Source organism: Accumulibacter sp. (assembly GCF_036625195.1).
Lineage (GTDB): Bacteria > Pseudomonadota > Gammaproteobacteria > Burkholderiales > Rhodocyclaceae > Accumulibacter.
The window spans coordinates 3621396-3646574 of record NZ_JAZKUG010000001.1 but is presented as its reverse complement, the minus strand read 5'-3'; the positions used below and the strand labels follow the sequence as shown (position 1 = coordinate 3646574).

Annotated in this window: 17 protein-coding genes; 4 read left to right on the top strand and 13 right to left on the bottom strand. The window is 67.8% G+C overall.

What is annotated here, in order from left to right:
* Window positions 1-194 precede the first annotated feature (194 nt).
* Window positions 195-926, bottom strand: coding sequence for a S1 family peptidase (locus V5B60_RS16050; protein WP_332348131.1), 732 nt, complete (start codon window positions 924-926; stop codon window positions 195-197).
* Window positions 927-1188: 262 nt separating this feature from the next.
* Here V5B60_RS16050 and V5B60_RS16045 point away from each other — a divergent pair, with 262 nt between their 5' ends.
* The gene (locus V5B60_RS16045; protein ID WP_332348129.1) at window positions 1189-1980 is read left to right on the top strand and encodes a caspase family protein; all 792 of its coding nucleotides are present in this window, start codon (window positions 1189-1191) and stop codon (window positions 1978-1980) included.
* A 49-nt stretch (window positions 1981-2029) separates the two neighbouring features.
* Here the strand turns inward: V5B60_RS16045 and nagZ are convergent, their stop codons facing one another.
* The 11 genes from nagZ to V5B60_RS15990 all read right to left on the bottom strand — a co-directional run bounded on the left by nagZ (window position 2030) and on the right by V5B60_RS15990 (window position 11448).
* A complete protein-coding gene (nagZ, locus tag V5B60_RS16040) occupies window positions 2030-3058 on the bottom strand; it encodes a beta-N-acetylhexosaminidase (protein ID WP_332348127.1) in 1029 nt (342 codons plus the stop codon).
* The gene (acpS, locus tag V5B60_RS16035) at window positions 3055-3444 is read right to left on the bottom strand and encodes a holo-ACP synthase (protein ID WP_332348125.1); all 390 of its coding nucleotides are present in this window, start codon (window positions 3442-3444) and stop codon (window positions 3055-3057) included. Before acpS ends, nagZ begins: the two co-directional genes overlap by 4 nt.
* On the bottom strand, window positions 3441-4196 hold the full coding sequence (locus V5B60_RS16030; protein ID WP_332348123.1) for a pyridoxine 5'-phosphate synthase: 756 nt from the start codon (window positions 4194-4196) through the stop codon (window positions 3441-3443). The genes acpS and V5B60_RS16030 overlap by 4 nt, the downstream gene beginning before the upstream one ends.
* Complete coding sequence (gene recO, locus V5B60_RS16025) at window positions 4193-4909, bottom strand: DNA repair protein RecO (protein WP_332348121.1); 717 nt, start codon at window positions 4907-4909, stop codon at window positions 4193-4195. Before recO ends, V5B60_RS16030 begins: the two co-directional genes overlap by 4 nt.
* Window positions 4910-5068: 159 nt before the next feature.
* Entirely contained in the window at window positions 5069-5953 is an 885-nt protein-coding gene (gene era, locus V5B60_RS16020; protein ID WP_332348118.1) for a GTPase Era, read from the bottom strand.
* Window positions 5950-6630 carry a ribonuclease III gene (gene rnc, locus V5B60_RS16015; protein WP_332348116.1) on the bottom strand — a complete coding sequence of 227 codons (681 nt, stop codon included), beginning with the start codon at window positions 6628-6630 and terminating at the stop codon, window positions 5950-5952. The genes era and rnc overlap by 4 nt, the downstream gene beginning before the upstream one ends.
* Window positions 6627-6998 carry a DUF4845 domain-containing protein gene (locus tag V5B60_RS16010; protein ID WP_332348114.1) on the bottom strand — a complete coding sequence of 124 codons (372 nt, stop codon included), beginning with the start codon at window positions 6996-6998 and terminating at the stop codon, window positions 6627-6629. Before V5B60_RS16010 ends, rnc begins: the two co-directional genes overlap by 4 nt.
* A gap of 12 nt (window positions 6999-7010) precedes the next feature.
* Window positions 7011-7799, bottom strand: coding sequence for a signal peptidase I (lepB, locus tag V5B60_RS16005; RefSeq protein ID WP_332348112.1), 789 nt, complete (start codon window positions 7797-7799; stop codon window positions 7011-7013).
* Between the two features lie 12 nt (window positions 7800-7811).
* Complete coding sequence (gene lepA / locus V5B60_RS16000; protein WP_332348110.1) at window positions 7812-9602, bottom strand: translation elongation factor 4; 1791 nt, start codon at window positions 9600-9602, stop codon at window positions 7812-7814.
* A gap of 439 nt (window positions 9603-10041) precedes the next feature.
* The gene (locus V5B60_RS15995) at window positions 10042-11070 is read right to left on the bottom strand and encodes a hypothetical protein (RefSeq protein ID WP_332348108.1); all 1029 of its coding nucleotides are present in this window, start codon (window positions 11068-11070) and stop codon (window positions 10042-10044) included.
* Between the two features lie 96 nt (window positions 11071-11166).
* A complete protein-coding gene (locus V5B60_RS15990; RefSeq protein ID WP_332348105.1) occupies window positions 11167-11448 on the bottom strand; it encodes a YMGG-like glycine zipper-containing protein in 282 nt (93 codons plus the stop codon).
* A 299-nt stretch (window positions 11449-11747) separates the two neighbouring features.
* On the opposite strand from V5B60_RS15990, the gene fabI reads away from it, so the two are divergent.
* From fabI to V5B60_RS15975, 3 genes are all read left to right on the top strand, one after another.
* Window positions 11748-12581, top strand: coding sequence for an enoyl-ACP reductase FabI (fabI, locus tag V5B60_RS15985; protein ID WP_332348103.1), 834 nt, complete (start codon window positions 11748-11750; stop codon window positions 12579-12581).
* A 145-nt stretch (window positions 12582-12726) separates the two neighbouring features.
* The gene (locus V5B60_RS15980; RefSeq protein ID WP_332348101.1) at window positions 12727-16014 is read left to right on the top strand and encodes a M10 family metallopeptidase; all 3288 of its coding nucleotides are present in this window, start codon (window positions 12727-12729) and stop codon (window positions 16012-16014) included.
* 583 nt (window positions 16015-16597) lie between these two features.
* On the top strand, window positions 16598-23254 hold the full coding sequence (locus V5B60_RS15975; RefSeq protein ID WP_332348100.1) for a DUF4347 domain-containing protein: 6657 nt from the start codon (window positions 16598-16600) through the stop codon (window positions 23252-23254).
* 189 nt (window positions 23255-23443) lie between these two features.
* Here V5B60_RS15975 and lpdA read toward each other — a convergent pair whose 3' ends face one another.
* Window positions 23444-25177, bottom strand: coding sequence for a dihydrolipoyl dehydrogenase (gene lpdA, locus V5B60_RS15970; protein ID WP_332348098.1), 1734 nt, complete (start codon window positions 25175-25177; stop codon window positions 23444-23446).
* Window positions 25178-25179: the final 2 nt, after the last annotated feature.

Sequence of the window (25179 nt, the reverse complement as noted above, 5' to 3'; positions counted from 1 at the left end):
CAAAGGGCAAGGGTCGACAGCGGACAGTGGGGCGACGTGTGGTGCGGTCGCCGTCCCCCGTCGCCCGGACAGCGCGGCGGCGCACCGCCGGCGGCGGACACGACCCCCGGCGGCAGTGCCCGGCGCCCGCACCGCCGGCCCCGTGCCGTCGCCTGGCAACGGCATGCTGACGACGCGTCAGCCGGCGGTCAGCGTCAGCCGGCAGTCAGCGTCATCAGGATGTCGGCGTACCAGGCGCAGTTGAGGCCGAGTGCCTCGTCGAGCTCGAGGTCGCGCGATCCGACGTCCAGCCGCGCCGAGTGAACGCCGAGCAGCAGCCACGGCAGCCCGGCATCCACCGCATCAGCCGCCGTCACGCGCATCACCACCGGCGCGCCGCTGGTGCCGCGATGCGTCCGCGCATCGGTGAGGAAATAACCCTCGCCCTTGAAACGCAAACCGTAGGAGGAGGCCAGAACGGCCTGACGGACGACCGGCATGTGGTGCAGGGTATCGTGGAATCCCAGCGGGAAGCCGACGACGAGTACCGAACCCCCGATCTCGACGCGATCGCCGCAGCCCGGCAGATGTTCCGGCCCGAAGGCGCGGAGCAGCGTCGGTACCGGCAGTGCGCTGCGTTCGACCTCGATCACCGCCACGTCGACGTCACCGGCGGAATCCCGTCCCTGCCGCCAGAGACAGCGACCGCCGCGGTAGAGGGGAATCGAGAACTTCCTCGACTCGGCGAGATTGGCCGGGTCGACATGCAGCTCGATCTCGATGCGATCCGGAAAATGGTGGCTCGGCCGGTCGACCAGGACATGCCGGCTGCTGACCAGGAAGAGTCGGTCGTTGCGGGCGAAGAAGAAGCCACTGGCGTTGCTCAGTGGCTGCTGTTGGACGAAAGTGGTGATCCGCGTCGCAACAAGGAGGATGGAGTCGATCATCGGGGAACGGGCACGGGAGCGGTCGGAGGGTGAACCTTACCCCCAAACCGGGCCGATCGGCGACTGCCCGGCCGTGGCGTTCCGCCCGGACACACGCCGCGCCGCGATGCGCAGCCGCTGCGCCGGGCGCGGTGCAGAAAATGCCTCGCCGGGCGGCCCGCGTTGGACTATCCTGCAGCCGTTGCCGGCAAGACCAGGTCCCGCAGGGACCAGCCGCAGCGTCGGTTGCCGGCACGTCCCGATTCGACCAAGGAGAGAAGCGATGAGCAAACAGGCCCTATGTATCGGCATCAACGACTACCCCGGCACGCAGAACGACCTCTCTGGCTGCGTCAACGACGCCAACGACTGGGCTGCCGCACTTGCAGCGCGCAGCTTCAGCGTCGTCAAGCTGCTCGATTCGCAGGCCAGCAAGGCGGCCATGGTCGCCGCCATCAGCGGCCTCGTCGGGCAGGCGGTGAACGGCGACACGCTCGTCATCACCTATTCCGGCCATGGCACCTGGGTACCCGACCAGGACGGTGATGAGCCGGATCAGCGTGACGAAGCGCTCTGCCCATGGGACATCGGCCAGGGCAAGGCGCTGCTCGATGACGAACTGCACCTCCTGCTGGCGAAGCGCGCCGCCGGCGTCCGCATCATCCTGATGTCGGACAGCTGCCATTCCGGTTCGGTCACCCGTGGCGACAGCTCGGAGCTCGATCCCGGCATGCCGCGGGCCCGCTTCCTGCCACCGGAAGCGTGGCTGCGCGATGTCCGGTTGCCGAGTGCGACGCCGCGCCGGCTGGCGGGTGGCATTGCCCGTTCCGGTGGCGACCTGCTGATGGCAGGATGCCTCGACAGCCAGTTCAGCTGGGATACGCGTTTCAACGGACGGCCGAACGGTGCGTTCACCTACTACGCCCTGAAGACCCTGGCGAAGCTCGGCGCCGCTGCGTCCTACGCCCAATGGTTCAAGGCCATCACCCCGGCCTATCTGCCGACCAACCAGTTGCCGCAGAACCCGCAGCTGTTCGGCTCGGCGACAGCCCGCAAGTGGAAGGTCTTCAGCTGAGGGTCATGACGGTCGAGATGCGCCAGACGGGAACGGCCCGCCGGCGCCCTCAGGCGATCAGCGAGGCGGCGGCCGCGACACCGGCGAGGTAGTCCGCATCGCTCTGCAGAGTTCCGCGGTCGATCGCATCGGTCGTCGGTGCCAGCCGCTCGACCCGCCGCGCCCGCTGCGGATCGGCCGGCGGCCGCCATTCGGCGAGCACTTCGCCGACCGCGTCCGGCGAGTTGCAGACCAGCAGCAGGTCGCAACCCGCCTGCCAGGCGGCCCTGCAGCGGCCGACGATGCCACCGGCGAAGCTGGCGCCGGCCATCGACAGGTCATCGCTGAAGATCACCCCGTCGAAAGCCAGTTCGCGACGCAGCATGTCGATCCAGAACGGCGAGAAACCCGCCGGACGGGCGTCGAGCAGCCGATAGATGACGTGTGCCGGCATCACGGCGTCGAGCCGCAGCCGGCGATAGGGCTCGATATCGGGCGCCATCTGCGGCAGCAGGCGCTCGTCCATCGGCAGGTCGACATGCGAATCGGCGGTGACCCAGCCGTGGCCGGGGAAATGCTTGCCACAGGCAGCCATGCCGGCGCGGTGCAGGCCCTCGACCAGCGCCGCGGCGAGTTCGCTGACCGCCAGCGGGTCGCCGTGGAAGGCGCGGTCGCCGATGACCGCGCTGCGCCCCCAGTCGAGGTCGAGAACCGGCGTGAACGACAGGTCTACCCCACAGGCACGCAGCTCGGCAGCCAGCACGTAACCGATGCGCCGCGCCGCCAGCGTCGCCGCCGCGGGCTGCCGCTCCCACAACTCGCCAAGGCGGCGCATCGGCGGCAGGCGGGTGAAGCCGCTGCGACAGCGCTGCACCCTGCCCCCCTCGTGGTCGATGGCGATGAGCAGCGGCGGCGAGCGCAGCGCATGCACTTCGGCGGTCAGCTGCGCCAGTTGCTCCGGCGATTCGTAGTTGCGTGCAAAGAGGATCAGGCCGCCGACCAGCGGGTGCCGCAGGCGCTCTCTTTCCAGCTCTGAGAGGCTGCAGCCGGAAAGGTCGATCATCAGCGGACCGGGTGCAAGCTGGGGAAGGTTGCTCATGATGGTTCCAACGACTGTTCCAGGACGACGAAGGCGACGGCGTAGTCGTTCTCGTCGCTGATCGACAGGTGGGCGACGAGCCGACGCTGCGCCAGGTGGGCGGCCAGCGGCGGCGCGTAGACGAAGGCCGGCCGGCCGCGTGCATCGTGCGTGATGCCGATGTTCGGCAGCGTCGCCGGTGCGACGAGGCCGATGCCGAGCGCCTTGCCGAGTGCTTCCTTGGCGGCGAAGCGCTTGGCGAGAAAGCGCGCGGGATCGCGCACAGCGGCAAACTCGACGCACTCTGTCGCCGACAGGATGCGGCGCAGCGCGCGCTCGCCATGCCGCCGATACAGGCTGCCGAGGCGGGCGACGGCGACGATGTCGGTGCCGACACCCGCGATCATCGAGCCCGCGCCTGCGCCTCGCGCAGCAGGCGCTTCATCTCGCGCACCGCCTCGCGCAGGCCGACGAAGACCGCGCGGCTGATGATCGCATGGCCGATGTGCAGCTCGCGGATGCCGCGCAACTGCGCGACCGGCTGCACGTTGAAGTAGTTGAGCGCATGGCCGGCGTTGAAGCGCATGCCGTGTTGCCGGATGGCCTCGCCGGCGGCGCGGATCTGCTCGAGTTCGGCGAGCACCGCTGGGCTCTCCGGATCGCGCCCCTGGGTATAGAAGGCATGCGCGTAGGGGCCGGTGTGAATCTCGCAGACGCGCGCGCCGATGCGCGCCGCCGCTTCGACCTGCGCCAGATCGGCGTTGATGAAGACGCTGCTGACGATGCCGGCGTCAGTGAGCCGGCTCACCACCTGGCGCAGCCGGGCCTCCTGGGCGACCACGTCGAGGCCGCCTTCGGTCGTCACCTCGTGCCGCCCCTCGGGCACCAGCATCGCCATCTGCGGCTTGATCCGGCAGGCGATGGCGACCATCTCGTCGGTCGCCGCCATCTCCAGGTTGAGCTTGATCTGCGCCAAAGCGTGCAGCTTCTCGACGTCCGCGTCCTGGATGTGACGGCGGTCCTCGCGCAGATGGATGGTGATGCCGTCGGCGCCACCGAGGTGGGCTTCGACCGCCGCCCAGACCGGATCCGGCTCGTAGGTGCAGCGCGCCTGCCGGATCGTCGCCACGTGGTCGATGTTGACGCCAAGTTCGATCATAGTTCCTGTAGCTCCCTGAAAATCCGGCGGCTGACGAGGCTCCTGCCGCCGGTGTGGTGCCCGATCAGTGCCCGCATGAGTTGCTTGGCCTCGGCCAGCGAACGCGGATCTGAAAGATCATCGCGTGCCAGGTCGAGCAGCGTGCGGCCGCTCAGCGTCAGCGGCGACGCAGCCGGACCGGGCAGGCGCACCGGACCGCGCTCGACCTCGTACACGTAATGGGCGTCGGCCTCGACCGCGGCGCCGGCGACATCGGCGTCGAGGGTCGGTCCGTAGCCAAGCTCGCGCAGGAGCGCGCGCTCGAAACGGCGCAGGTCGGACTCCTGCTCACCATCGGCAAGGCGACGCAGGGTCGCGGCGTACACAGCGAACAGCTGCTCGTGGGCGTCTGCACGCGGCAGCAGGTGCAGCAGCAGCTCATTGAGGTAGTAGCCGCAGAACAGCGCCTTGCCCGCCAGCAGCGGTTGCCCGCCCTGCCACTCGGCCCGCATCAGCGTATACACTTCGCCGCGGCCGGCCCACGCCAGCTCGAGTGGCTGAAAGGCGAGCAGCACCCCGCGCAGGACGGAACGCGGCCGCCGCGCACCGCGTGCCAGCAGGGCAATCCGACCATGATCGCGCGAAAAGACGTCGACGATCAGACTGGTCTCGCTGTACGGGTAGGCATGCAGGACGAAAGCCGGCTGCCCGTCTACCTTGTGCCGCTGGTTCACCCGCCGACTCGCCCGCCAGCCACCGCTCGCCCTGCCGACCGACGGCCAGGACCGTTCCCGGCAGTGGCGATCATGAAAGCCCTGACCGCTTCCCCCGCCGCCGACCCCTGCTCTGCGATGGGGAGGGGAGATTCGTCAGTCGCCTGCGCGACTTGCCGATCAATCGTAGCCAAGTGCCCTCAACATGCGCTCATCGTCGGCCCAGCCCGACTTCAGCTTGACGAAGACCTCGAGAAAGACCGGCCCGCCGAACAGCCGCTCCATGTCCTGTCGCGCTTCCGTGGCGATGCGCTTGACGACCTCGCCGCCCTTGCCGACGACGATCGGTTTGTGTCCCTCGCGATCGACGAGGATCGCCGCACTGATGCGACGCAGGCCACCATCGACGACGAAGCGCTCGATCTCCACCGCGGCGGCGTACGGCAGCTCGTCACCGATCAGGCGAAACACCTTCTCGCGAATGTACTCGGCTGCCAGGAAGCGCTCGCTGCGATCCGTGAGCTCGTCCTCGGCAAACAGCAGGCCGGCGTGCGGCAGATGCTTGCGCGCCTCGGCCAGCAGCAGGTCGAGCTGGTCGCCGCGCGTCGCGCTGACCGGAACGATCGCCGCGAACTCTCCTTCGCCCGCCAGGCGAGCGAGGAATGGCAACAGCTGGCTCCGGTCGGGCAGCTGGTCGATCTTGCTGACGACGATGACCAGCGGCCGGTCGGCCGTCACCAGTTGGCGGACCTGACGATCGCGCGCGTCGAAACGGCCGGCCTCGACGACCAGGAAGACGACGTCGACCTCGGCCAGCGCCTGCCGCACGCCCCGGTTCATCGCGCGATTGAGGGCGTTGCCATGACGCGTCTGGAAGCCCGGCGTGTCGACGAAGACGTACTGCGCATCGGCCCGGGTGAGCACGCCGACGATGCGGTGCCGCGTCGTCTGCGCGCGGCGCGAAACGATGCTCAGCTTTTCGCCAACGAGTGCATTGAGCAGCGTGGACTTGCCGACGTTCGGCCGACCGACGATGGCGATCTGCCCCGAGCAGCGCTCGCTCATCGTTTGTCCACCACGGCCAACGCCGCCAGCGCCCGCTCGGCGGCCATCTGCTCGGCGGCCCGGCGGCTGCTGCCGCGACCCTCGGTGTGGATGCCGAGGCTGTCGATGACACAGCCGACGCGAAACTGCTGTGCGTGTGCCTCGCCTTCGGTCCCGGCCAGTCGGTACTGCGGCAGGGCCAGCCTGATCCCCTGCAGGTGTTCCTGCAGGCGCGTCTTGGCGTCCTTGCCTCCCTGCCCGGGCGTCAACCGGCTGAGCAGAGGTGCATAGCGGCGGACAATGAGCGCGCTCGCCGCGTCGAAGCCGGCGTCGAGCCAGAGCGCGCCGAACAGCGCCTCGAGAGCATCGGCGAGAATCGACGGCCGCTGCTGCCCGCCGCTCTTCTGCTCCCCTTCACCGAGGCGCAGGCAATCGCCGAGCGACAGCGACACAGCCTGTTGGTGCAGGCTGTCCTGGCGCACCAGGCTGGCACGAAGGCGCGACAGATCGCCTTCGGGCAAATCCGGAAAGCGGTCGAACAGGCTGCGGGCAATCACGGCATTGAGAATCGCGTCACCCAGGAACTCGAGCCGTTCGTTGTGTGGTGAACAGTAGCTGCGATGGGTCAGCGCGGTCTGCAGCAGCGCCTGATCCCTGAACACGTAGCCGAGTGCCCGCTGCAGCCGGGCGACGGTCATGGGCCGTAACCGCGGCCCGAGGTCGAGTTGCGGAACTCGAGCAGCAGGCTGACGTTGCCGGCGAGATGGACGCGCCGGTTGTAGGCGAAAGCGATCACCACCTGATTGTCTTCCTTGAAGATGTCGAGATCCGCCGGCCCGATCGTCTTGATGTGCTCGACCTCGGCGTACTTGCTGAAAGCCTGGCGAACCTCGGGCACGGTCTTGCCCGAAGACTCGGAAGCGACCGCCCGCACGATCCTCTTGATCTTGAAGTAGTCGATGACTTCGGGCAGGACGCGGATGCCGACGATGGCGACGAGCGAGATCACCACGCCCCAGAGAATCAGGGCCGAGAGCGCCAGACCGCGCTGACGATTCAGATTCATCAACCGAGCTCCTTACTTGAACGAGCCAATCCGCGACAGGTCGCTGAAGTTCAACCAGATGAAGAAAGCCTTGCCGACGATGTTCTGCTCCGGCACGAAGCCCCAGAAGCGGCTGTCCTTGCTGTTGTCGCGGTTGTCGCCCATGACGAAATAGTGTCCTGGCGGCACCTTGCAGACGACACCGGCACTATTGTAGGAACAATCCTCGCGGTTGGGAAACGGAGAAGGCCCTGGAATGTAAGGTGGCGCATCCACGTCGTTCAGTGTGCGGTACTCGGCGGCGTCGATCTTCTCGACGAACTGGCGCGAGTAATACAGCCGCTCGGCGTGCAGGTAGTCGTCGACGCGCTGCGTCGCCACCGCCTGTCCGTTGACCGTCAGCCGCTTGTTCTGGTAGGCAACGGTGTCGCCCGGCAGCCCGACGACGCGCTTGATGTAGTCGAGCGAGGGATCCTCCGGATAGCGGAAGACCATCACGTCGCCACGCTGCGGGCTGTTGATGTCGATGATCTTCCGGTTCGCCACCGGCAGGCGGATGCCATAGGTGTACTTGTTGACCAGGATGAAATCGCCGACCTGCAGGGTCGGAATCATCGAACCCGAGGGAATCTTGAACGGTTCGACGATGAAGGAACGCAGAACGAAGACGACCAGGATCACCGGGAAAAAGCTCGCCCCATACTCGACCCACCACGGATCCTTGGCGTCGGCCGGACGTCGCTTGCGCAGAACCAGGGTATCGAGCAGCCAGACGGCGCCGGTGAGCAGCAGCAGGATCAACAGGATCAACGCAAAATTCACTCGCCCACTCCTCTACTTGCCGACCCGCAATACGGCGAGGAAGGCTTCCTGCGGAATCTCGACCGAGCCCACCTGCTTCATTCGTTTCTTGCCCGCCTTCTGCTTCTCGAGCAGCTTCTTCTTGCGCGTGATGTCGCCACCGTAACACTTGGCGAGGACGTCCTTGCGCATCGCCTTGACGTTCTCGCGGGCGATGATGTTGGCGCCGATCGCCGCCTGGATCGCCACATCGTACATCTGGCGCGGGATCAGTTCGCGCATCTTGGCCGCCAGCTCGCGCCCGCGATAGACCGAGTTCGCCCGGTGCAGGATGATCGACAGGGCATCGACCCGCTCGCCGTTGATCAGCACGTCGAGCTTGACGACATCGGCGGCGCGATACTCCTTGAACTCGTAGTCGAGCGAGGCATAGCCGCGCGAGACCGACTTCAGCCGGTCGAAGAAGTCCATCACCACCTCCGCCATCGGCATCTCGTAGACCAGTTGCACCTGCCGACCGTGATAGTGCATGTCGATCTGGTTGCCCCGCTTCTGGTTGCACAGGGTGATGACGTTGCCGAGATAATCCTGAGGCACGAAGACCGTGGTGGTGATGATCGGCTCGCGGATTTCCTCGATCTTGCCCGGGTCCGGCAGCTTGGCGGGGTTCTCGACGAAAATCACGCGGCCGTCGCGCAGGACGACCTCGTACACCACCGTCGGCGCGGTGGTGATCAGATCCTGGTCGAACTCGCGCTCCAGCCTTTCCTGGACGATTTCCATGTGCAGCAGGCCGAGGAAGCCGCAGCGGAAACCGAAGCCTAGCGCCTGCGACACCTCCGGCTCGTAGCGCAGCGACGCGTCATTGAGCTTCAGTTTCTCCAGCGACTCGCGCAGCGCGTCGTACTGGTTCGACTCGACCGGATAAAGCCCCGCGAAGACCTGCGACTTGATCTCCTTGAAGCCGGGCAGCGCCGCACTGGCCGGCCTGTCGACCAGGGTCAGCGTATCGCCGACCTTCGCCGCCTGCAGTTCCTTGATGCCCGAGATGACGTAGCCGACCTCACCCGCCCGCAGCACTTCGCGCGCCACCGCCTTCGGCGTGAACACGCCAACCTGCTCGCAGAGGTGGGTCGAGCCGGTCGCCATCAGGCGAATGCGGTCCTTGCTGCGCAGGCTGCCATCGACGACCCGCACCAGCATGACGACGCCGACGTAGTTGTCGAACCACGCATCGACCAACAAAGCCTTCAGCGGCGCCTCGGGATTTCCCGTGGGTGCCGGAATGCGTTCGATGATCGCCTCGAGGACATCCTCGACGCCCAGTCCCGTCTTCGCCGAGGCGAGGATCGCTTGCGAGGCATCGAGCCCGATGACGTCCTCGATCTCCTGCCGCGCCTTGTCCGGCATGGCCGATGGCAGATCGACCTTGTTCAGGACCGGCACGACGTCGACACCGAGCTCGATCGCCGTGTAACAGTTGGCGACAGTCTGCGCTTCAACGCCCTGCGAGGCATCGACGACGAGCAGCGCGCCTTCGCAGGCCGACAGCGAACGCGACACCTCATACGAGAAATCGACGTGGCCGGGCGTGTCGATCAGGTTCAGGTTGTACACCTGGCCACTGCGCGAACGGTACTGCAGCGAAGCGGTCTGCGCCTTGATGGTGATGCCACGCTCGCGCTCGATGTCCATCGAGTCCAGCACCTGCGCCTCCATCTCGCGATCCGAGAGGCCACCGCAGAGGTGGATGATGCGATCGGCGAGTGTCGACTTGCCGTGATCGATGTGCGCGATGATGGAAAAGTTACGAATGTGCTGCATCTGCATTAGGCTTGCATCAAGCGATCCCGAACGACCTCGTTAGATTTTCCGTTCCCTGCCCTGCAGACCTTGCTGCCGGTTTCCTGCACGCATGGCACGCTGCCCCCCGCCACGACGGCGGCACCCGCTCCCGCAAAGCGACCGGCGATGGCCTTCGGAAACTCGCGGCATCCAACCTGACACCCGCCAGGCATACTGGCAGTGGCTCGTTGCGGCAGCGGCCGGCGGCGGCATGAGGCCGGCGAACAGCGGCAAGCCGGCTCCGGCAGCGAGCCGGCTGCCGGGTGGCCGCGGATTATACCTTGAAGTCGCCCGTCTGCGCGGCACGCCGTACCGCTGCGGTGGTACCGTGGTGCCGCCGCCAGTCGGCAACCGGGTCAGCACCGGCAGCGTTCGGGCAGAACCGGCAGGCGTTGCGCGCAATCAACCACGCGCCTCGTCAAAGATAGCGCGCGGCATCGGCAAGATTGATCTGCTGCGCTGCCGGCAGGTCGCTGCGTGCAACCCGGGCGATGATGAACGCGCGGCGGATCGGCGGCGTTCCGCGCAGGGTGGCAACGGCGAAATCGACTTCTACCGCAGCCTCGTCGCCGCTCTGCCCGACGACGACATTCATCGGGCTGAGCCATAGCCGTTTCGGCTCGATCGCCAGACAATCCTGCGGTCGCGACAGAACCCTCTGCAAGCATTCGAGTTCGCTCTCCAGGATCGTCTCCCCGCCGCCGAGCGCCTGCAGTTGCTGCTCGTTCGCCAGCAATTCCGATTCCAGGCGCGCCTGCTCTGCCGGCGCCGCCGGCCCCTCGCCGAACATCGATCCGAGGCCGGGTCCGTGTTGCTGCAGCAGGCGCAGGCGGGCCCGCAGCAGCGAGCGGCTGCCTTGCAGTTCCAGCCGCTCGCTGCGCTCGTCGCCGATCTCGGCCAGGGCGCGACCGACCAGGTACTCGAACAACTGGACGCCGATGGCTCGGCGCAGCAAGCTTTCGTCCCGCTCGCAGATGCGCGTCCGGTGATCGCTGAAGCTGACGCTCGTCTGCGCGACGTCGCGCTGCACAATGTCGCCGCGCAGCGCCATGCCGAACACCCTCTGCTCGGCGAAAGCCATGCCGAGAACGAGGTACGCCGCGTCGACTTCGGCAAAGCGCTCGAAGAGCGCGCGCACATCGTCGGCACGGGCAAGGACCCGCGCCACATCCGCCGGGGAGACGAACAACGCGCGCAACACGGGATCGGCAGACCATGCCGACTGCGAGAGTGGTCGCGCCGCCGGCAGTGCCGGGATCTGGGTGCGCAGGAAGGCGATCATCGCCTCGACTGCCGGCGCCAGGCGCTTGTGGTGATCGGGCAGCAGCTTCAGGCGCGGGTTGGTGAGTTCGATCGCCTTGTCCACCGCCCAACGCACCGTTTCGTCTGACACCCGTTCCGCGTCAAACTGCGCCGTCCGGCTCCTGAACCAGTTGAGAATTCCCATTTCCGCCTCCACCAAAGCCTGGAGCCTGCCCGCATGCCAGCGGCGAAGGCTGTCACCAGCCGGCAGCAAGCGCCGGCGGGGGTCTTCGTCGCCTGCTTACTTCTTCTGCGGCTGCGACTTGCCCGCCTGCACCCCCTGCTGGTAAGCGCGTTGCTCCTTCTGCTTCTGCTGGTCGTAGAGGTAGCCGCCGGCAGCGCCGATCGCCGCGCCACCCGCAGCCCAACCCCAGTCACCGGTGACCGCACCCACCGCAGCACCAACGCCGGTGCCGATCGCCGCCCCGCTCAGGGTGCGCTGCTCGGTCGTGCTCATGCCGGCGCAACCTGCCAACAGCAGTGCGCACGCCATCGTCTGTACGACTGCCCGTTTTCCGTTCATCGCGATGATTCCTCGAGTTCGTTGCGGATACCGTCGGCAGCGGCGGAAACGCCGCCGCCAACCCAACACAGAAACCGTCCATACACTCTACCCGCGAGCCGGTCCTCATGCAACAGCGGCGCCGCGACTGGAACGTCGGCGCTTGCGCTACAATGCTTGCACGGTACAGAGGGTATCCCGAGCGGTGCAGAAGCCAGAGCCGCCCCCGGTGGCACCAGCGCGGCGGCCGCAGGCAAGCTCCAGGAATGCCGCACAACGTGCCGGTATCGCAACCCAACATCCACCGCGGACAACAGACCATGACCCAGTTGAACCCGACAGAAGAGTTCTTTCGTGACCTCGCCGAGAAGGTGAAGGGCCCCGGCGGCGCGCTCGAGGGCAAGAAGGCTCTGGTGATCGGCATCGCCAACGACCAGTCGATCGCCTATGGCTGCGCGCTCGCGTTCCGTGCGATGGGCGCGAGCGTCGCAATGACCTACGTCAACGAAAAGAGCAAGCAGTACACGCAGGCACTCGCCGACCACCTCGGCGTGGACCCGGCGCTCTATCTCCCCTGCGACGTCCGCATCCCCGGACAGCTCGAGGCGGTTTTCGAAGCCATCGAGAAGACCTGGGGCCAGCTCGACATCGGCCTGCACTCGATCGCCTTCGCACCGCGCGAGGATCTGCACGGCCGCGTCACCGATTGTTCGCGTGACGGCTTCCTGATGGCGATGGACATCTCCTGCCACTCGTTCATCCGCATGGCGAAGCTCGCCGAACCGCTGATGAAGGACGGCGGCGCATTGTTCACGATGAGCTACTACGGCGCCGAAAAGGTGGTCGATCGCTACAACCTGATGGGTCCGGTGAAGGCAGCGCTCGAAGCATCAGCCCGCTACCTCGCCGCCGAACTGGGACCGAAGGGCATCCGCGTGCACCCGATCTCGCCGGGACCGATCAGGACTCGCGCCGCCAGCGGCATCGACCGTTTCGACGAACTGATGGAGATCGCCGCGACGCGCGCCCCGAGTCGGATGCTCGTCAGCATCGAGGATGTCGGACTGGCAACCGCTTTCCTCGCCTCCGACTATGCACGGCTGATCACCGGCGAAACCATGCACATCGACGGTGGTTACCACGTCATCGGCTGAGGCGTCGAGCCTCACGGGTGCCACCGCTCTCGCCGCCGGCCAGGGTCGCCGCCGGCGGGCGCGCACCGTCCCTGCGGCCGCCTGGCGTCGTGGCACGACGACCGGGTAGCGGCAGCCCGCCGCCGGCCGCAAAGAGACTCCGCGAGTGACCAGTCCGACGTCCACCATGCCCGCCAGCGCGGTTGCCGACTCGGGCGACATCCTGATCGATGCGCTGCTCGGCGGGATGAAATGGGGGAACGCCGGCGCAGGCGTTGGTGCGACGGTCGGGTACAGCTTCCCTGGCGCCAGCGGGACCGCCGTCTGGGCAGCGCCGGCGGCCTACGGATCGCCGCAGAATGAACCCGCCACTGCCTCGGCCCTCAGTCCGGCGAACCAGGCTGCGACACGCCTGGCGATGCAGGCGTGGGCGAACCTCGCCAACCTGGGCCTCGTCGAAGTCAGCGAGACCGCGACGGTAGTCGGCGACATCCGTCTCGCGCACACGGCAGATCCCGCCATCGCGCCCTACTGGGGGTGGTCGCTGTATCCGAACGATTACTGGCCGGCTGGCGGTGACATCTGGATCAATGGGTCTCAAGCCACCACGGAGTGGTCGCCCGGCACGAATGATTTTTCGTCGCTGCTGCACGAGATCGGCCATAGCCTCGGTCTCAAGCACCCTTTCGACGACCAGCCGGTCCTGCCGGCGAGCCTGGACAACGAGCAGTACACGCTGATGGCCTACGAAAGCCATCCCCACGGTCTGTTTCGCGATGTCGTCGATCATGGTGGCGGGTCCTATTCCTGGACCTACTTCACCGTCACGCCGCAAACGCCGATGCTCTACGACATCGCCGCCATCCAGTATCTCTACGGCGCGAATACGGCGTACCGCACCGGCGACGACCTCTATGGCTTCGACCCCGAGTCGCCCTTCTTCATGACGATCTGGGACGCGGGCGGGATCGACACCGTGTCGGTGGCCAATTTCTCGCGCGCCTGCACGCTCGACCTGCGCGCCGGCCATTTCTCGAGCATCGCCATCGAGTCCGACCCACTGCCAACCGGCGCATCGGGACCCGTGGCCACCTACGACGGGACCGACAACCTGGCGATCGCCTTCGGCGTCATCATCGAGAACGCCATCGGTGGTTCCGGCGGCGACCGGCTCATCGGCAATTCGGCGGCCAACGTCCTCGATGGGGGCGACGGCAACGATACCCTCGACGGAGCCGAAGGCGGCGACACCTTGAAAGGCGGCGCCGGCATCGATACCGCCAGCTACCTCTACGGCGCCAGCAGCGGCATCACCGTCAGCCTCGCCGTCGCCGGAGCACAGGCGACCGGCGGCTCCGGCAGCGATACCCTGGTGGGAATCGAGAACCTTGGCGGCTCGACCTATGCCGACCTGTTGCGCGGCGACGGCAACGGCAACGTCCTCGCCGGTGCGCAGGGCAATGACTTCCTCGACGGCGGCACCGGCAACGATACCCTCGACGGTGGCGCCGGCAACGACACGCTGTGGGGCGGCACCGGCGCCGACAGCCTGATCGGCGGCGACGGCAACGACGCCTACTACCTCGACAACGTGGGCGACAGCGTCAGCGAGACCAACGCCAACCCGGCCAGCGGCGGCAGCGACCAGGTCTTCAGCTATCTCGCCGCACACACCCTCGGCGCGAACGTCGAGAACGGGCGGATCCTCGCTCCCGGAGCCGCCAGCCTCAGCGGCAACGGCCTCGACAACCTCCTCGAGGCCGGCAGCGGCAACAACCTCCTCGACGGCGCCGCCGGCATCGATACCGTCAGCTACCTCTACGGCGCCAGCAGCGGCGTCAGCGTCAGCCTCGCCATCGCCGGCGCACAAGCGACCGGCGGCTCCGGCAGCGATACCCTGGCGGGAATCGAGAACCTCAGCGGCTCGACCTACGCCGACCTGCTGCGCGGCGACGGCAACGCCAACCGCCTTGCCGGCGCACAGGGCAACGATTTCCTCGACAGCGCCGCCGGCAACGACACACTGGACGGTGGCGCCGGCAACGACACGCTGTGGGGCGGCACCGGCGCCGACAGCCTGCTCGGCGGCGACGGCAACGACGCCTACTACCTCGACAACGTCGGCGACAGCGTCAGCGAGACCAACGCCAACCCGGCCAGCGGCGGCATCGACCAGGTCTTCAGCTATCTCGCCGCGCATACCCTCGGCGCGAACGTCGAGAACGGCCGCATCCTCACCGCCGCCGCCGCGAACCTCGCCGGCAACGGCCTCGCCAACATCATCGAGGCGGGAGCCGGCAACAACGTTCTCGACGGCTCCGCCGGCAGCGATACCGTCAGCTACCTCTACGGCGCCAGCAGCGGCGTCAGCGTCAGCCTCGCCCTCGCCGGCGCGCAGGCGACCGGCGGCTCCGGCAGCGACACGCTGACCAGCATCGAGAACCTCACGGGCTCGACCTACAACGACCTGCTGCGCGGCGACGGCAACGGCAACCGCCTTGCCGGCGCGCAGGGCAACGATTTCCTCGACGGCGGCGCCGGCAACGACACCCTGGACGGCGGCGACGGCAACGACACGCTGTGGGGCGGCACCGGCGCCGACAGCCTGCTCGGCGGCGACGGCAACGACGCCTACTACCTCGACAATGTGGGCGACAGCGTCAGCGAGACCAGCGCCAACCCGGCCAGCGGCGGCACCGACCAGGTCTTCAGCTATCTCGCCGCACACACCCTCGGCGCGAATGTCGAGAACGGCCGCATTCTCACCGCCGCCGCCGCGAACCTCGCCGGCAACGGCCTCGCCAACATCATCGAGGCGGGAACCGGCAGCAACGTCCTCGACGGCGCCGGCGGCACCGATACCGTCAGCTACCTCTACGGCACCAGCAGCGGCGTCACCCTCAGTCTCGCCATCGCCGGGGCGCAGGCGACCGGCGGTTCGGGCAGCGACACGCTGATCAGCATCGAGAACCTCAGCGGTTCGACCTACGCCGATACCCTGACCGGCGACGGCAGCGCCAACCGGCTCGAAGGCGGCAACGGCAACGACACCCTCGGCGGTGGTGCCGGCAATGACCTCCTCGCTGGCGGTCTCGGCAACGACAGCCTCGTCGGCGGCAGCGGCGCCGACCTCTTCCGCTTCGACACCCTGCCGGATGCCGCCAGCAACCGCGACACGATCGCCGACTTCAGCGTCCTTGACGACACCATCGAACTCGAAAACGCCGTCTTCAGCTGGCTCGCCACCCCCGGCGCCCTCGCCGCCGGCTCGTTCCGCTCCGGCGCCGGCATCACCGCTGCCGCCGACGCCGACGCCGACGACTATCTGATCTACGACAGCAGCTCCGGCGCTCTCTACTACGACGCGAACGGCAGTGCCGGTGCCGCTCCGGTGCAGATCGCCACCCTCGCCGCCGGCCTTGCGTTGAGCAACCTCGACTTCGTCGTTACCTGAACTGTTGCCAGTCCCGGCAGAGCGCAAGCGCCCGATCGGGACTGGCAACGCAGCACCGCCAAGCGGCCGCGCCCGGCTACGCACGGCCATTGCCCGGAACGTCGCCACAAAGGGACCGGTCTGTTGGCGAAGCGAACGCAACGCAGCTGGAGTCGCTCCCTTCGCTGCTCTGACCGACGGCAAGGATGTTCAGCCGCGTCCGCCTGGTTGCCCGCGCGTCATGGCCGGCAAGGCACCCTTCGGCTGGACGCCAACCGCCGCAAGGCAGGGAAAGACGTCGCCAGCCTGGGCGCAGGCGCCGCTGCGGTGCAAGCTCAGGCATCCTTTTCAAGAGGAGTACTGTCCGACTGCCCGCCGTAGCGAATCGACATTTTTCGCAGAATGGACATTTCGTCACGCGGCGCCGGCTCCCGTCACGCTATATTGCCGTGGAGTCGGCTGCTGTGTCCGGCTTCTCGCGGCGCTCGGCCGGTCTGCCGCAGGACGAAGTCGGCAGATGCTGCCGCTGGCGACCGAGCCGAAGACCTCCGCAGCCGGCACCACGATCGCAAGCGATCGCACAGATGGATATTGGGAGAGTGGCATGAGCAAGACCTTTGTCTTCGTCGATGAGCGAGTCGAGGATCGTTGGGCGCTGCTGGCTGGTCTTCCGCGAGATTGCCAAAGTGTGATCGTCGATGACCGGGAGCCGGGGCTGCGACAGCTCAGCGCGGCCCTCCAAGGCGAGCGCGACGTTACGTCGATCCGGCTCATCGCGCACGGCCAGCCAGGTGCGGTGCAGCTTGGCCGCGACGAAGTGACGCAGGCGACGCTGTCAGCATTCGGCGGCGAAGCCGCAGCGATCGGCCGCGCGCTCGCGACGGACGGCGACGTGCAGATTTACGGCTGCGAAGTCGGACGCGGCGAGGTGGGCCGCGACTTCGTCGCCGCGCTGGCGGCGGTGTTCGGCGCGCCGGTGGCCGCTTCCTCGACGCCGGTCGGCCACGCCGATCGCGGCGGCGGCTGGCGACTCGACGTCGGCGAGCGATGCACTCCGGCGCTGGCGGCGCCGAACTGGCGGGGACTTCTCGGCCTGAGCGTGTCCCGCCAGCCCCTTTCCTTTCCCGGTCACGGCGCGGGCGAATGGCGCAATCTGGGAGCCTTCGCGGCGATTCGTGCCGATGGTTCGGTGGTCACCTGGGGCGATCCCGTGTACGGCGGCGACAACAGTGCCGTGGCGGCGCAACTCGACGGCACGATCGGCGTGACACAACTGTTCTCGACGCGATCGGCCTTCGCCGCGCTGCGCGCGGACGGCTTGCTGGTCACCTGGGGCGATCCGGGGTACGGCGGCGACAGCAGTGCCGTGGCCGGACAGGTCAATGGTACGATCGACGTGCTGCAGGTGTTTTCGACGGTCAATGCCTTTGCCGCATTGCGCGCCGACGGCTCGCTGGTCACCTGGGGGAGCGCCTCGTACGGCGGCGACAGTAGCGCGGTCGCGGGGCAGATCGACGGCACGATCGACGTGACACAGGTGTTTTCTACCGCCAGAGCATTCGCCGCATTGCGCGCCGACGGCTCGCTGGTCACCTGGGGGAGTGCTTCGTACGGCGGCGACAGCAGCGCGGTGGCTGGGCAGATCGACGGCACGATCGACGTCACGCAGGTGTTCTCGACCGGCGATGCCTTTGCTGCATTGCGGACCGACGGCTCGCTGGTCAGCTGGGGGGACTCCTCATCCGGCGGCGACAGCGCAGGCGTCGCGGCGCAGATCGACGGAACGATCGATGTGACACGAGTGTTTTCCACCTACGCTGCCTTTGCTGCATTGCGTGTGGACGGATCACTCGTCGTTTGGGGAGATCCCTCGTACGGCGGCGACACCGGCGCGGTTGCGGCGCTGATCGACGGCACGATGGACGTGACGGAAGTGTTTTCGACGGGTCATGCCTTTGCCGCGCTGCGCGCCGACGGTTCGCTGGTCACCTGGGGCAATCCGTCGCACGGCGGCGATCGCGGCGCTGCGGCCGCACAACTCGACGGGGCGATCGACGTGACGCAGGTGGTCGCGACCGAATCTGCCTTTGCCGCCCTGCGTGCCGACGGCTCGGTCGTCACCTGGGGGAATCCCGCCCATGGCGGCAACAGCAGCGCCGTCGGGGCACAGCTCAACGGTGGCATCGACGTCACGCGGGTGTTTTCGACGCTGCATGCCTTTGCCGCATTGCGCGCCGACGGCTCGCTGGTCACCTGGGGCGATTCGTCCTCAGGTGGCGACAGCAGCGCGGTGGCCGCGCAGCTCGACGGCACGATCGACGTGATGCAAGTCTTCTCGACCGAGGAAGCCTTTGGCGCATTGCGCGCCGACGGATCCCTGATCACTTGGGGCGCTGCCGGCAATGGAGGCAACATCGGCACGGCTTCCCTGATCGACGGCAGCGTCGACGTGACGCAGGTGTTTTCGACGGGATCCGCCTTCGCCGCAGTGCGGGCCGACGGCTCGCTGGTCACTTGGGGGAACTCCTCGTCTGGCGGCAACAGCAGCGCGGTGGCGACACAGATCGATGGCACGGTCGACATCGCGCAGGTGTGGTCGACGGCAGAAGCATTCGCCGCCTTGCGGGCCGACGGCTCGGTGGTCACCTGGGGCGATGCCGCTTACGGCGGCGACAGCAGCGCGGTGGCAGTGCAGATCGACGGTACGATCGACGTCACGCAGGTGTTTTCGACGTACGGAGGCGCCTTCGCCGCCTTGCGCAGCGACGGTTCGCTGGTCACTTGGGGCCTCTCCTGGGGCGGTGGCGACAGCAACCCGGTGGCGGCGCAGATCGACGGCTCGATCGACGTGACGCAGCTGGCCTCGACGTTCTGGGCCTTCGCCGCCTTGCGCACCGACGGTTCGGTGGTCGCCTGGGGGATTTCGTCGTATGGCGGCGACAGCAGCGCGGTGGCGGCACAGATCGATGGCACGATCGACGTGACGCAGGTGGCGGCGACGGACTCCGCCTTCGCCGCGTTGCGTGCCGACGGCTCGGTGGTCACCTGGGGCGATTCCCGGTACGGCGGCGACAGCGGCGCCGTGGCGGCACAGATCGGCGGCGCGCTCGACGTGACGCAGCTGTTCTCGACGGTCTCAGCCTTTGCTGCATTGCGCAGCAACGGCTCGCTGGTCACCTGGGGGGATGCCTGGTCCGGTGGCGACAGCAGCGGAGTGGCGGTACAGATCGACGGCACGACCGACGTGACGCAGGTTTTTTCGACCGCCACTGCCTTTGCCGCATTGCGCGCCGACGGCTCACTGGTCTCCTGGGGCGATTCCGCTCACGGCGGCGACAGCAGCGCGGTGGCGGCACAGATCGATGGCACGCTTGACGTCGTACAGGTGCGTACGACCTACGGAGGCGCCTTTGCCGCAGTGCGCGCCGACGGCTCGCTGGTCACCTGGGGACACTCCGGGTACGGTGGCGACAGCAGCGCCGTGGCTGCCGGGATCGACGGGACGATCGACGTGACCCAGGTCTTTTCCACCGCCTATGCCTTTGCCGCGTTGCGCGTCGATGGCTCACTGGTCACCTGGGGAGATGCCCGCTACGGAGGCAACAGCGCTGCCGTGGCAAGGTACCTCGACGGGACGATCGACGTCACGCACGTATTTGCGACCGACGGTTCCTTTGCCGCCGTGCGTGCAGACGGCTCGGTGGTCACGTGGGGAGAGCCTGCGTGGGGTGGCAATGCCGGTGCCCTTGGCAGCCCATGGGGCGACATCGTCAGCCTCGCCAACCCGCAGACCGACGACTGGTATGCACCGCTTGGTGCTGATGAGCACTTCCATTCGGCACCGTCTGGCAGCGACCGGACGGTGGTAACGAACGAGGACTCCCCCTACGCATTCTCCGTCGCCGATTTTCCCTTCACCGATCCGAGCGACATACCCGCCGACACGCTCGCCGGCATCCGCATCAGCACGCTCCCCGCCGCCGGCAGTCTGACCCTTGCGGGAGTCGCCGTCACCACCGGGCAGTCGATCGCTGCCACGGATCTCGCGGCCGGTTTGCTGGTTTTCACGCCCACCGGGAACGAAAACGGCGACAGCTATGCAAGCTTCACCTTCCAGGTGCGGGACAACGGCGGCATCGCCAACGGCGGAGCGGACCTCGACCCGACACCCAACCTCATCACCGTTGACGTCAGGCCACTGATCGGCACCGATGGCGATGATCATCTCGTCGGCGGTCCGCACGACAACCTCCTCGACGGCCGAGGTGGCAACGACACCCTCGACGGCGGTGGTGGCGCCGACACGCTCGTCGGCGGTGACGGCAACGACACCTATTACCTCGACCACGCCGGCGACAGCGTCAGCGAGACCAACGTCAACCCGGTGAGCGGCGGCACCGACCAGATCTTCAGCTACCTCGCCGCCATCACCATCGCCGCGAACGTCGAGAACGGGCGGATCCTCGCTCCCGGCGTCGCCAGCCTCAGCGGCAACGGACTCGACAACCTCATCGAGGCCGGCAGCGGCAACAACCTCCTCGACGGCGCCGCCGGCATCGATACCGTCAGCTACCTCTACGGCGCCAGCAGCGGCGTCAGCGTCAGCCTCGCCATCACCGGCGCGCAGGCGACCGGCGGCTCCGGCAGCGATACCCTGATCAGCATCGAGAACCTTGCCGGCTCGACCTACGCCGACCTGTTGCGCGGTGACGGCAACGCCAACATTCTTGCCGGCGCCCAAGGCAACGACTTTCTCGACGGCGGCGCCGGCAACGACACCCTCGATGGCGGCACCGGCAACGACACGCTGTGGGGCGGTACCGGCGCCGACAGCCTGCTCGGCGGCGACGGCAACGACGCCTACTACCTCGACCACGTGGGCGACAGCGTCAGCGAGACCAATACCAACCCGGCCAGCGGCGGCACCGACCAGGTCTTCAGCTATCTCGCCGCACACACCCTCGGCGCGAACGTCGAGAACGGGCGGATCCTCGCTCCCGGAGTCGCCAGCCTCAGCGGCAACGGCCTCGACAACCTCCTCGAGGCGGGCAGTGGCAACAACCTCCTCGACGGCGGCGCCGGCATCGATACCGCCAGCTACCTCTACGGCGCCAGCAGCGGCGTCAGCGTCAGCCTCGCCGTCGCCGGCGCACAGGCGACCGGCGGTTCGGGCAGCGACACGCTGATCAGCATCCAGAACCTTGGCGGCTCGACCTACGCCGACCTGTTGCGCGGCGACGGCAACGGCAACCGCCTTGCCGGCGCACAAGGAAACGACTTCCTCGACGGCGCCGCCGGCAACGACACCCTCGATGGCGGCACCGGCAACGACACGCTGTGGGGCGGCACCGGCGCCGACAGCCTGCTCGGCGGCGACGGCAACGACGCCTACTACCTCGACAACGTGGGCGACAGCGTCAGCGAGACCAACGCCAACCCGGCCAGCGGCGGTACCGACCAGGTCTTCAGCTATCTCGCCGCACACACCCTGGGTGCCCACGTCGAGAACGGGCGGATCCTCGCTCCCGGCGTCGCCAGCCTCAGCGGCAACGGCCTCGACAACCTCCTCGAGGCCGGCAGCGGCAACAACCTCCTCGACGGCGCCGCCGGCATCGATACCGTCAGCTACCTCTACGGCGCCAGCAGCGGCGTCAGCGTCAGCCTCGCCACCGCCGGCGCGCAGGCGACCGGCGGCTCCGGCAGCGATACCCTGGCGGGAATCGAGCACCTCACCGGCTCGACCTACGCCGACCTGCTGCGCGGCGACGGCAACGGCAACCGCCTTGCCGGCGCGCAGGGCAACGATTTCCTCGACGGGGGCGCCGGCAGCGACACCCTCGATGGCAGCGCCGGCAACGACACGCTGTGGGGCGGCACCGGCGCCGACAGTCTGATCGGCGGCGACGGCAACGACGCCTACTACCTCGACAACGTGGGCGACAGCGTCAGCGAGACCAACGCCAACCCGGCCAGCGGCGGTACCGACCAGGTCTTCAGCTATCTCGCCGCACACACCCTCGGCGCGAACGTCGAGAACGGCCGCATCCTCACTGCCGCCGCCGCGAACCTCGCCGGCAACGACCTCGCCAACTTCCTCGAAGCCGCCACCGGCAACAACGTTCTCGACGGCGCCGGCGGCAGCGACACCCTCAGCTACCTCTACGGCGCCAGCAGCGGCGTCAGCGTCAGCCTCGCGATCGCCGGCGCACAGGCGACCGGCGGTTCCGGCAGCGACACCCTGATCAGCATCGAGAACCTCACGGGCTCGACCTACAACGACCTGCTGCGCGGCGACGGCAACGGCAACATCCTCGCCGGCGCGCAGGGCAACGATTTCCTCGACGGTGGCGCCGGCAGCGACACCCTCGATGGCGGCGCCGGCAACGACACGCTGTGGGGCGGCACCGGCGCCGACAGCCTGCTCGGCGGCGACGGCAACGACGCCTACTACCTCGACAACGTGGGCGACAGCGTCAGCGAGACCAACGCCAACCCGGCCCGCGGCGGCACTGACCAGGTCTTCAGCTATCTCGCCGCCCATACCCTCGGCGCGAACGTCGAGAACGGCCGCATCCTCACCGCCGCCGTCGCGAACCTGACCGGCAACGGCCTCGACAATATTCTCGAGGCGGGCAGCGGCAACAACGTCCTCGACGGCGCCGGCGGCAGCGATACGGTCAGCTACCTCTACGGCGCTACCGGTGGCGTCAGCATCAGCCTTGCCATCGCCGGCGCACAGGCCACCGGCGGTTCGGGCAGCGACACGCTGATCAGCATCGAGAACCTCAGCGGCTCGACCTACGCCGACACCCTGACCGGCAACGGCGACGCCAACCGGCTCGACGGCGGCAACGGCAACGACACCCTCGACGGTGCCGCCGGCAATGACCTCCTCGCTGGCGGTCTCGGCAACGACAGCCTCGTCGGCGGCAGCGGCGCCGACATCTTCCGCTTCGACACCCTGCCGGATGCCGCCAGCAACCGCGACACGATCGGCGACTTCAGTGTCCTCGACGACACGATCGAACTCGAGAACGCCATCTTCACCTCGCTGCTGAGCCCCGGCACCCTCGCCGCAGGCTCGTTCCGATCCGGCGCCGGCCTCAGCAGCGCCGCCGACGCCGACGACTACCTGATCTACAACAGCAGCTCCGGCGCCATGTACTACGATGCCGCGGGCAACACGGGCGCAGCTCCGGTACACATCGCCACGCTCGCCCCGGGTCTTGCGCTGAGCAACCTAGATTTCGTCGTCACCTGAAGCTTGCGTATTTCGGTGACGGTAGATGGGTTTCTCTCGATCGTCGACTTCGGGGTCTGTCGCTTTACCGATCCGGCTCACCATCCTTTCCCGGTCAGAGCAGCACGCCGCGTGTCCGCCAACGAGCGGACGCGAACGGATCAGGCCACTTGCGGCAGCCTGACCATTCCACTGGAACCAGCTGCGTCCCTACCGTTTCTTCACCGCCGGCAGGTCGGTGCACACGCCCTCATAGACCTCGGCCGCCATGCCGATCGACTCGCCGAGAGTTGGATGCGGATGGATGGTGTGGCCGATGTCGGCGGCGTCGCAGCCCATCTCGATGGCCAGGCAGATTTCGCCGATCATGTCGCCGGCCTCGGTGCCGACGATGCTGCCGCCGATGATGCGATGCGTCGCCTCGTCGAAGATCAGCTTGGTGAAGCCCTCCTCGCGGCCGTTTGCCAGCGCGCGCCCGGAAGCGGCCCAGGGAAAGACACTCTTGCCGTAGGTGATCCCTTCGACGCGGCATTGCTCCTCGGTCTTGCCGGCCCAGGCGATCTCGGGGTCGGTATACGCGACCGACGGGATCTGCAGCGCATCGAAGCAGCGCTTGCTGCCGTGCGCCGCCTCGGCGGCGACATGCGCTTCATGCACGCCCTTGTGCGCCAGCATCGGCTGGCCGACGATGTCGCCGATGGCGAAGATGTGCGCCACGTTGGTCCGCTGCTGCGCGTCGACCGGGATGAAGCCGCGCTCGGTGACGGCGATGCCCGCCTTGTCGGCGGCGAGCCGGTTGCCGTTCGGCGCGCGGCCGACAGCGACGAGGACGAGGTCGAAGCGCTCGCTTTCGCCGCTGCTGTAGCTCACCTCGATACCTGCGGCGGTCGCTGACGCGGCAACGACGCCGGTGTTGAGCAGGATGCGGTCGAAACGGTGGGCGTTCTTCTTCTCCCAGACCTTGACCAGATCCCGGTCGGCGCCCGGCATCAGCACGCCGCCGAGTTCGACGACGGTGATGCGCGAGCCGAGCGCCGAGTAGACGCTCGCCATCTCGAGGCCGATGATGCCGCCGCCGACGACCAGCATGCGCTGCGGAATCTGCCGCAGTTCGAGGGCACCGGTCGAATCGACGACGCGCGGGTCGTCGGGCATGAAAGGCAACGCGATCGGCTGCGAGCCGGCGGCGATGATCGCCTTCTGGAAACGGATCAGCCTGCTGCCACCGGCGGCGAGCGCGACCTCGAGATGATTGGCGTCGACGAACTGGCCGACGCCCTGCACGACCTCGACCTTGCGCCCCTTGGCCATGCCGGCGAGACCGCCGGTCAGCTTGCCGACGACCTTGTCCTTGTGCGCGCGCAGCCGGTCGAGGTCGATGCTCGGCGCGCCGAAGCTGACGCCGCAGTCGCCCATGTGCTGCGCCTCTTCCATGACCGCGGCGACATGCAGCAGCGCTTTCGACGGGATGCAGCCGACGTTGAGACAGACGCCGCCGAGGGTCGCGTAACGTTCGACGAGAACCGTCTGCATGCCGAGGTCGGCACTGCGGAAGGCCGCCGAGTAACCGCCCGGACCGGCGCCAAGGACCAGCATCTCGCACTCGAGGTCGGCCTTGCCGCTGACCGGCGCTGCCGCCTGCGGCGCCGGACTGGCGCTCGCCAGCGACACTGTCTCAGCCGGTGCCGGCGCTGCCGCGGCCGCACCGGTGTCGATCACCGCCACCAGCGAGCCGGCCGAGACCCGGTCGCCGACGGCGACGCGGATTTCGCGGATGGTGCCGGCGACGCTGCTCGGCACGTCCATCGTCGCCTTGTCGGACTCGAGGGTGACGAGTGCGTCGTCGATCCGGACTGTGTCGCCGACGGCAACGCAGACGTCGATGACCGGCACGTCGTGGTAGTCGCCGATGTCTGGTACTTTCGCTTCAATGATCTGGCTCATCG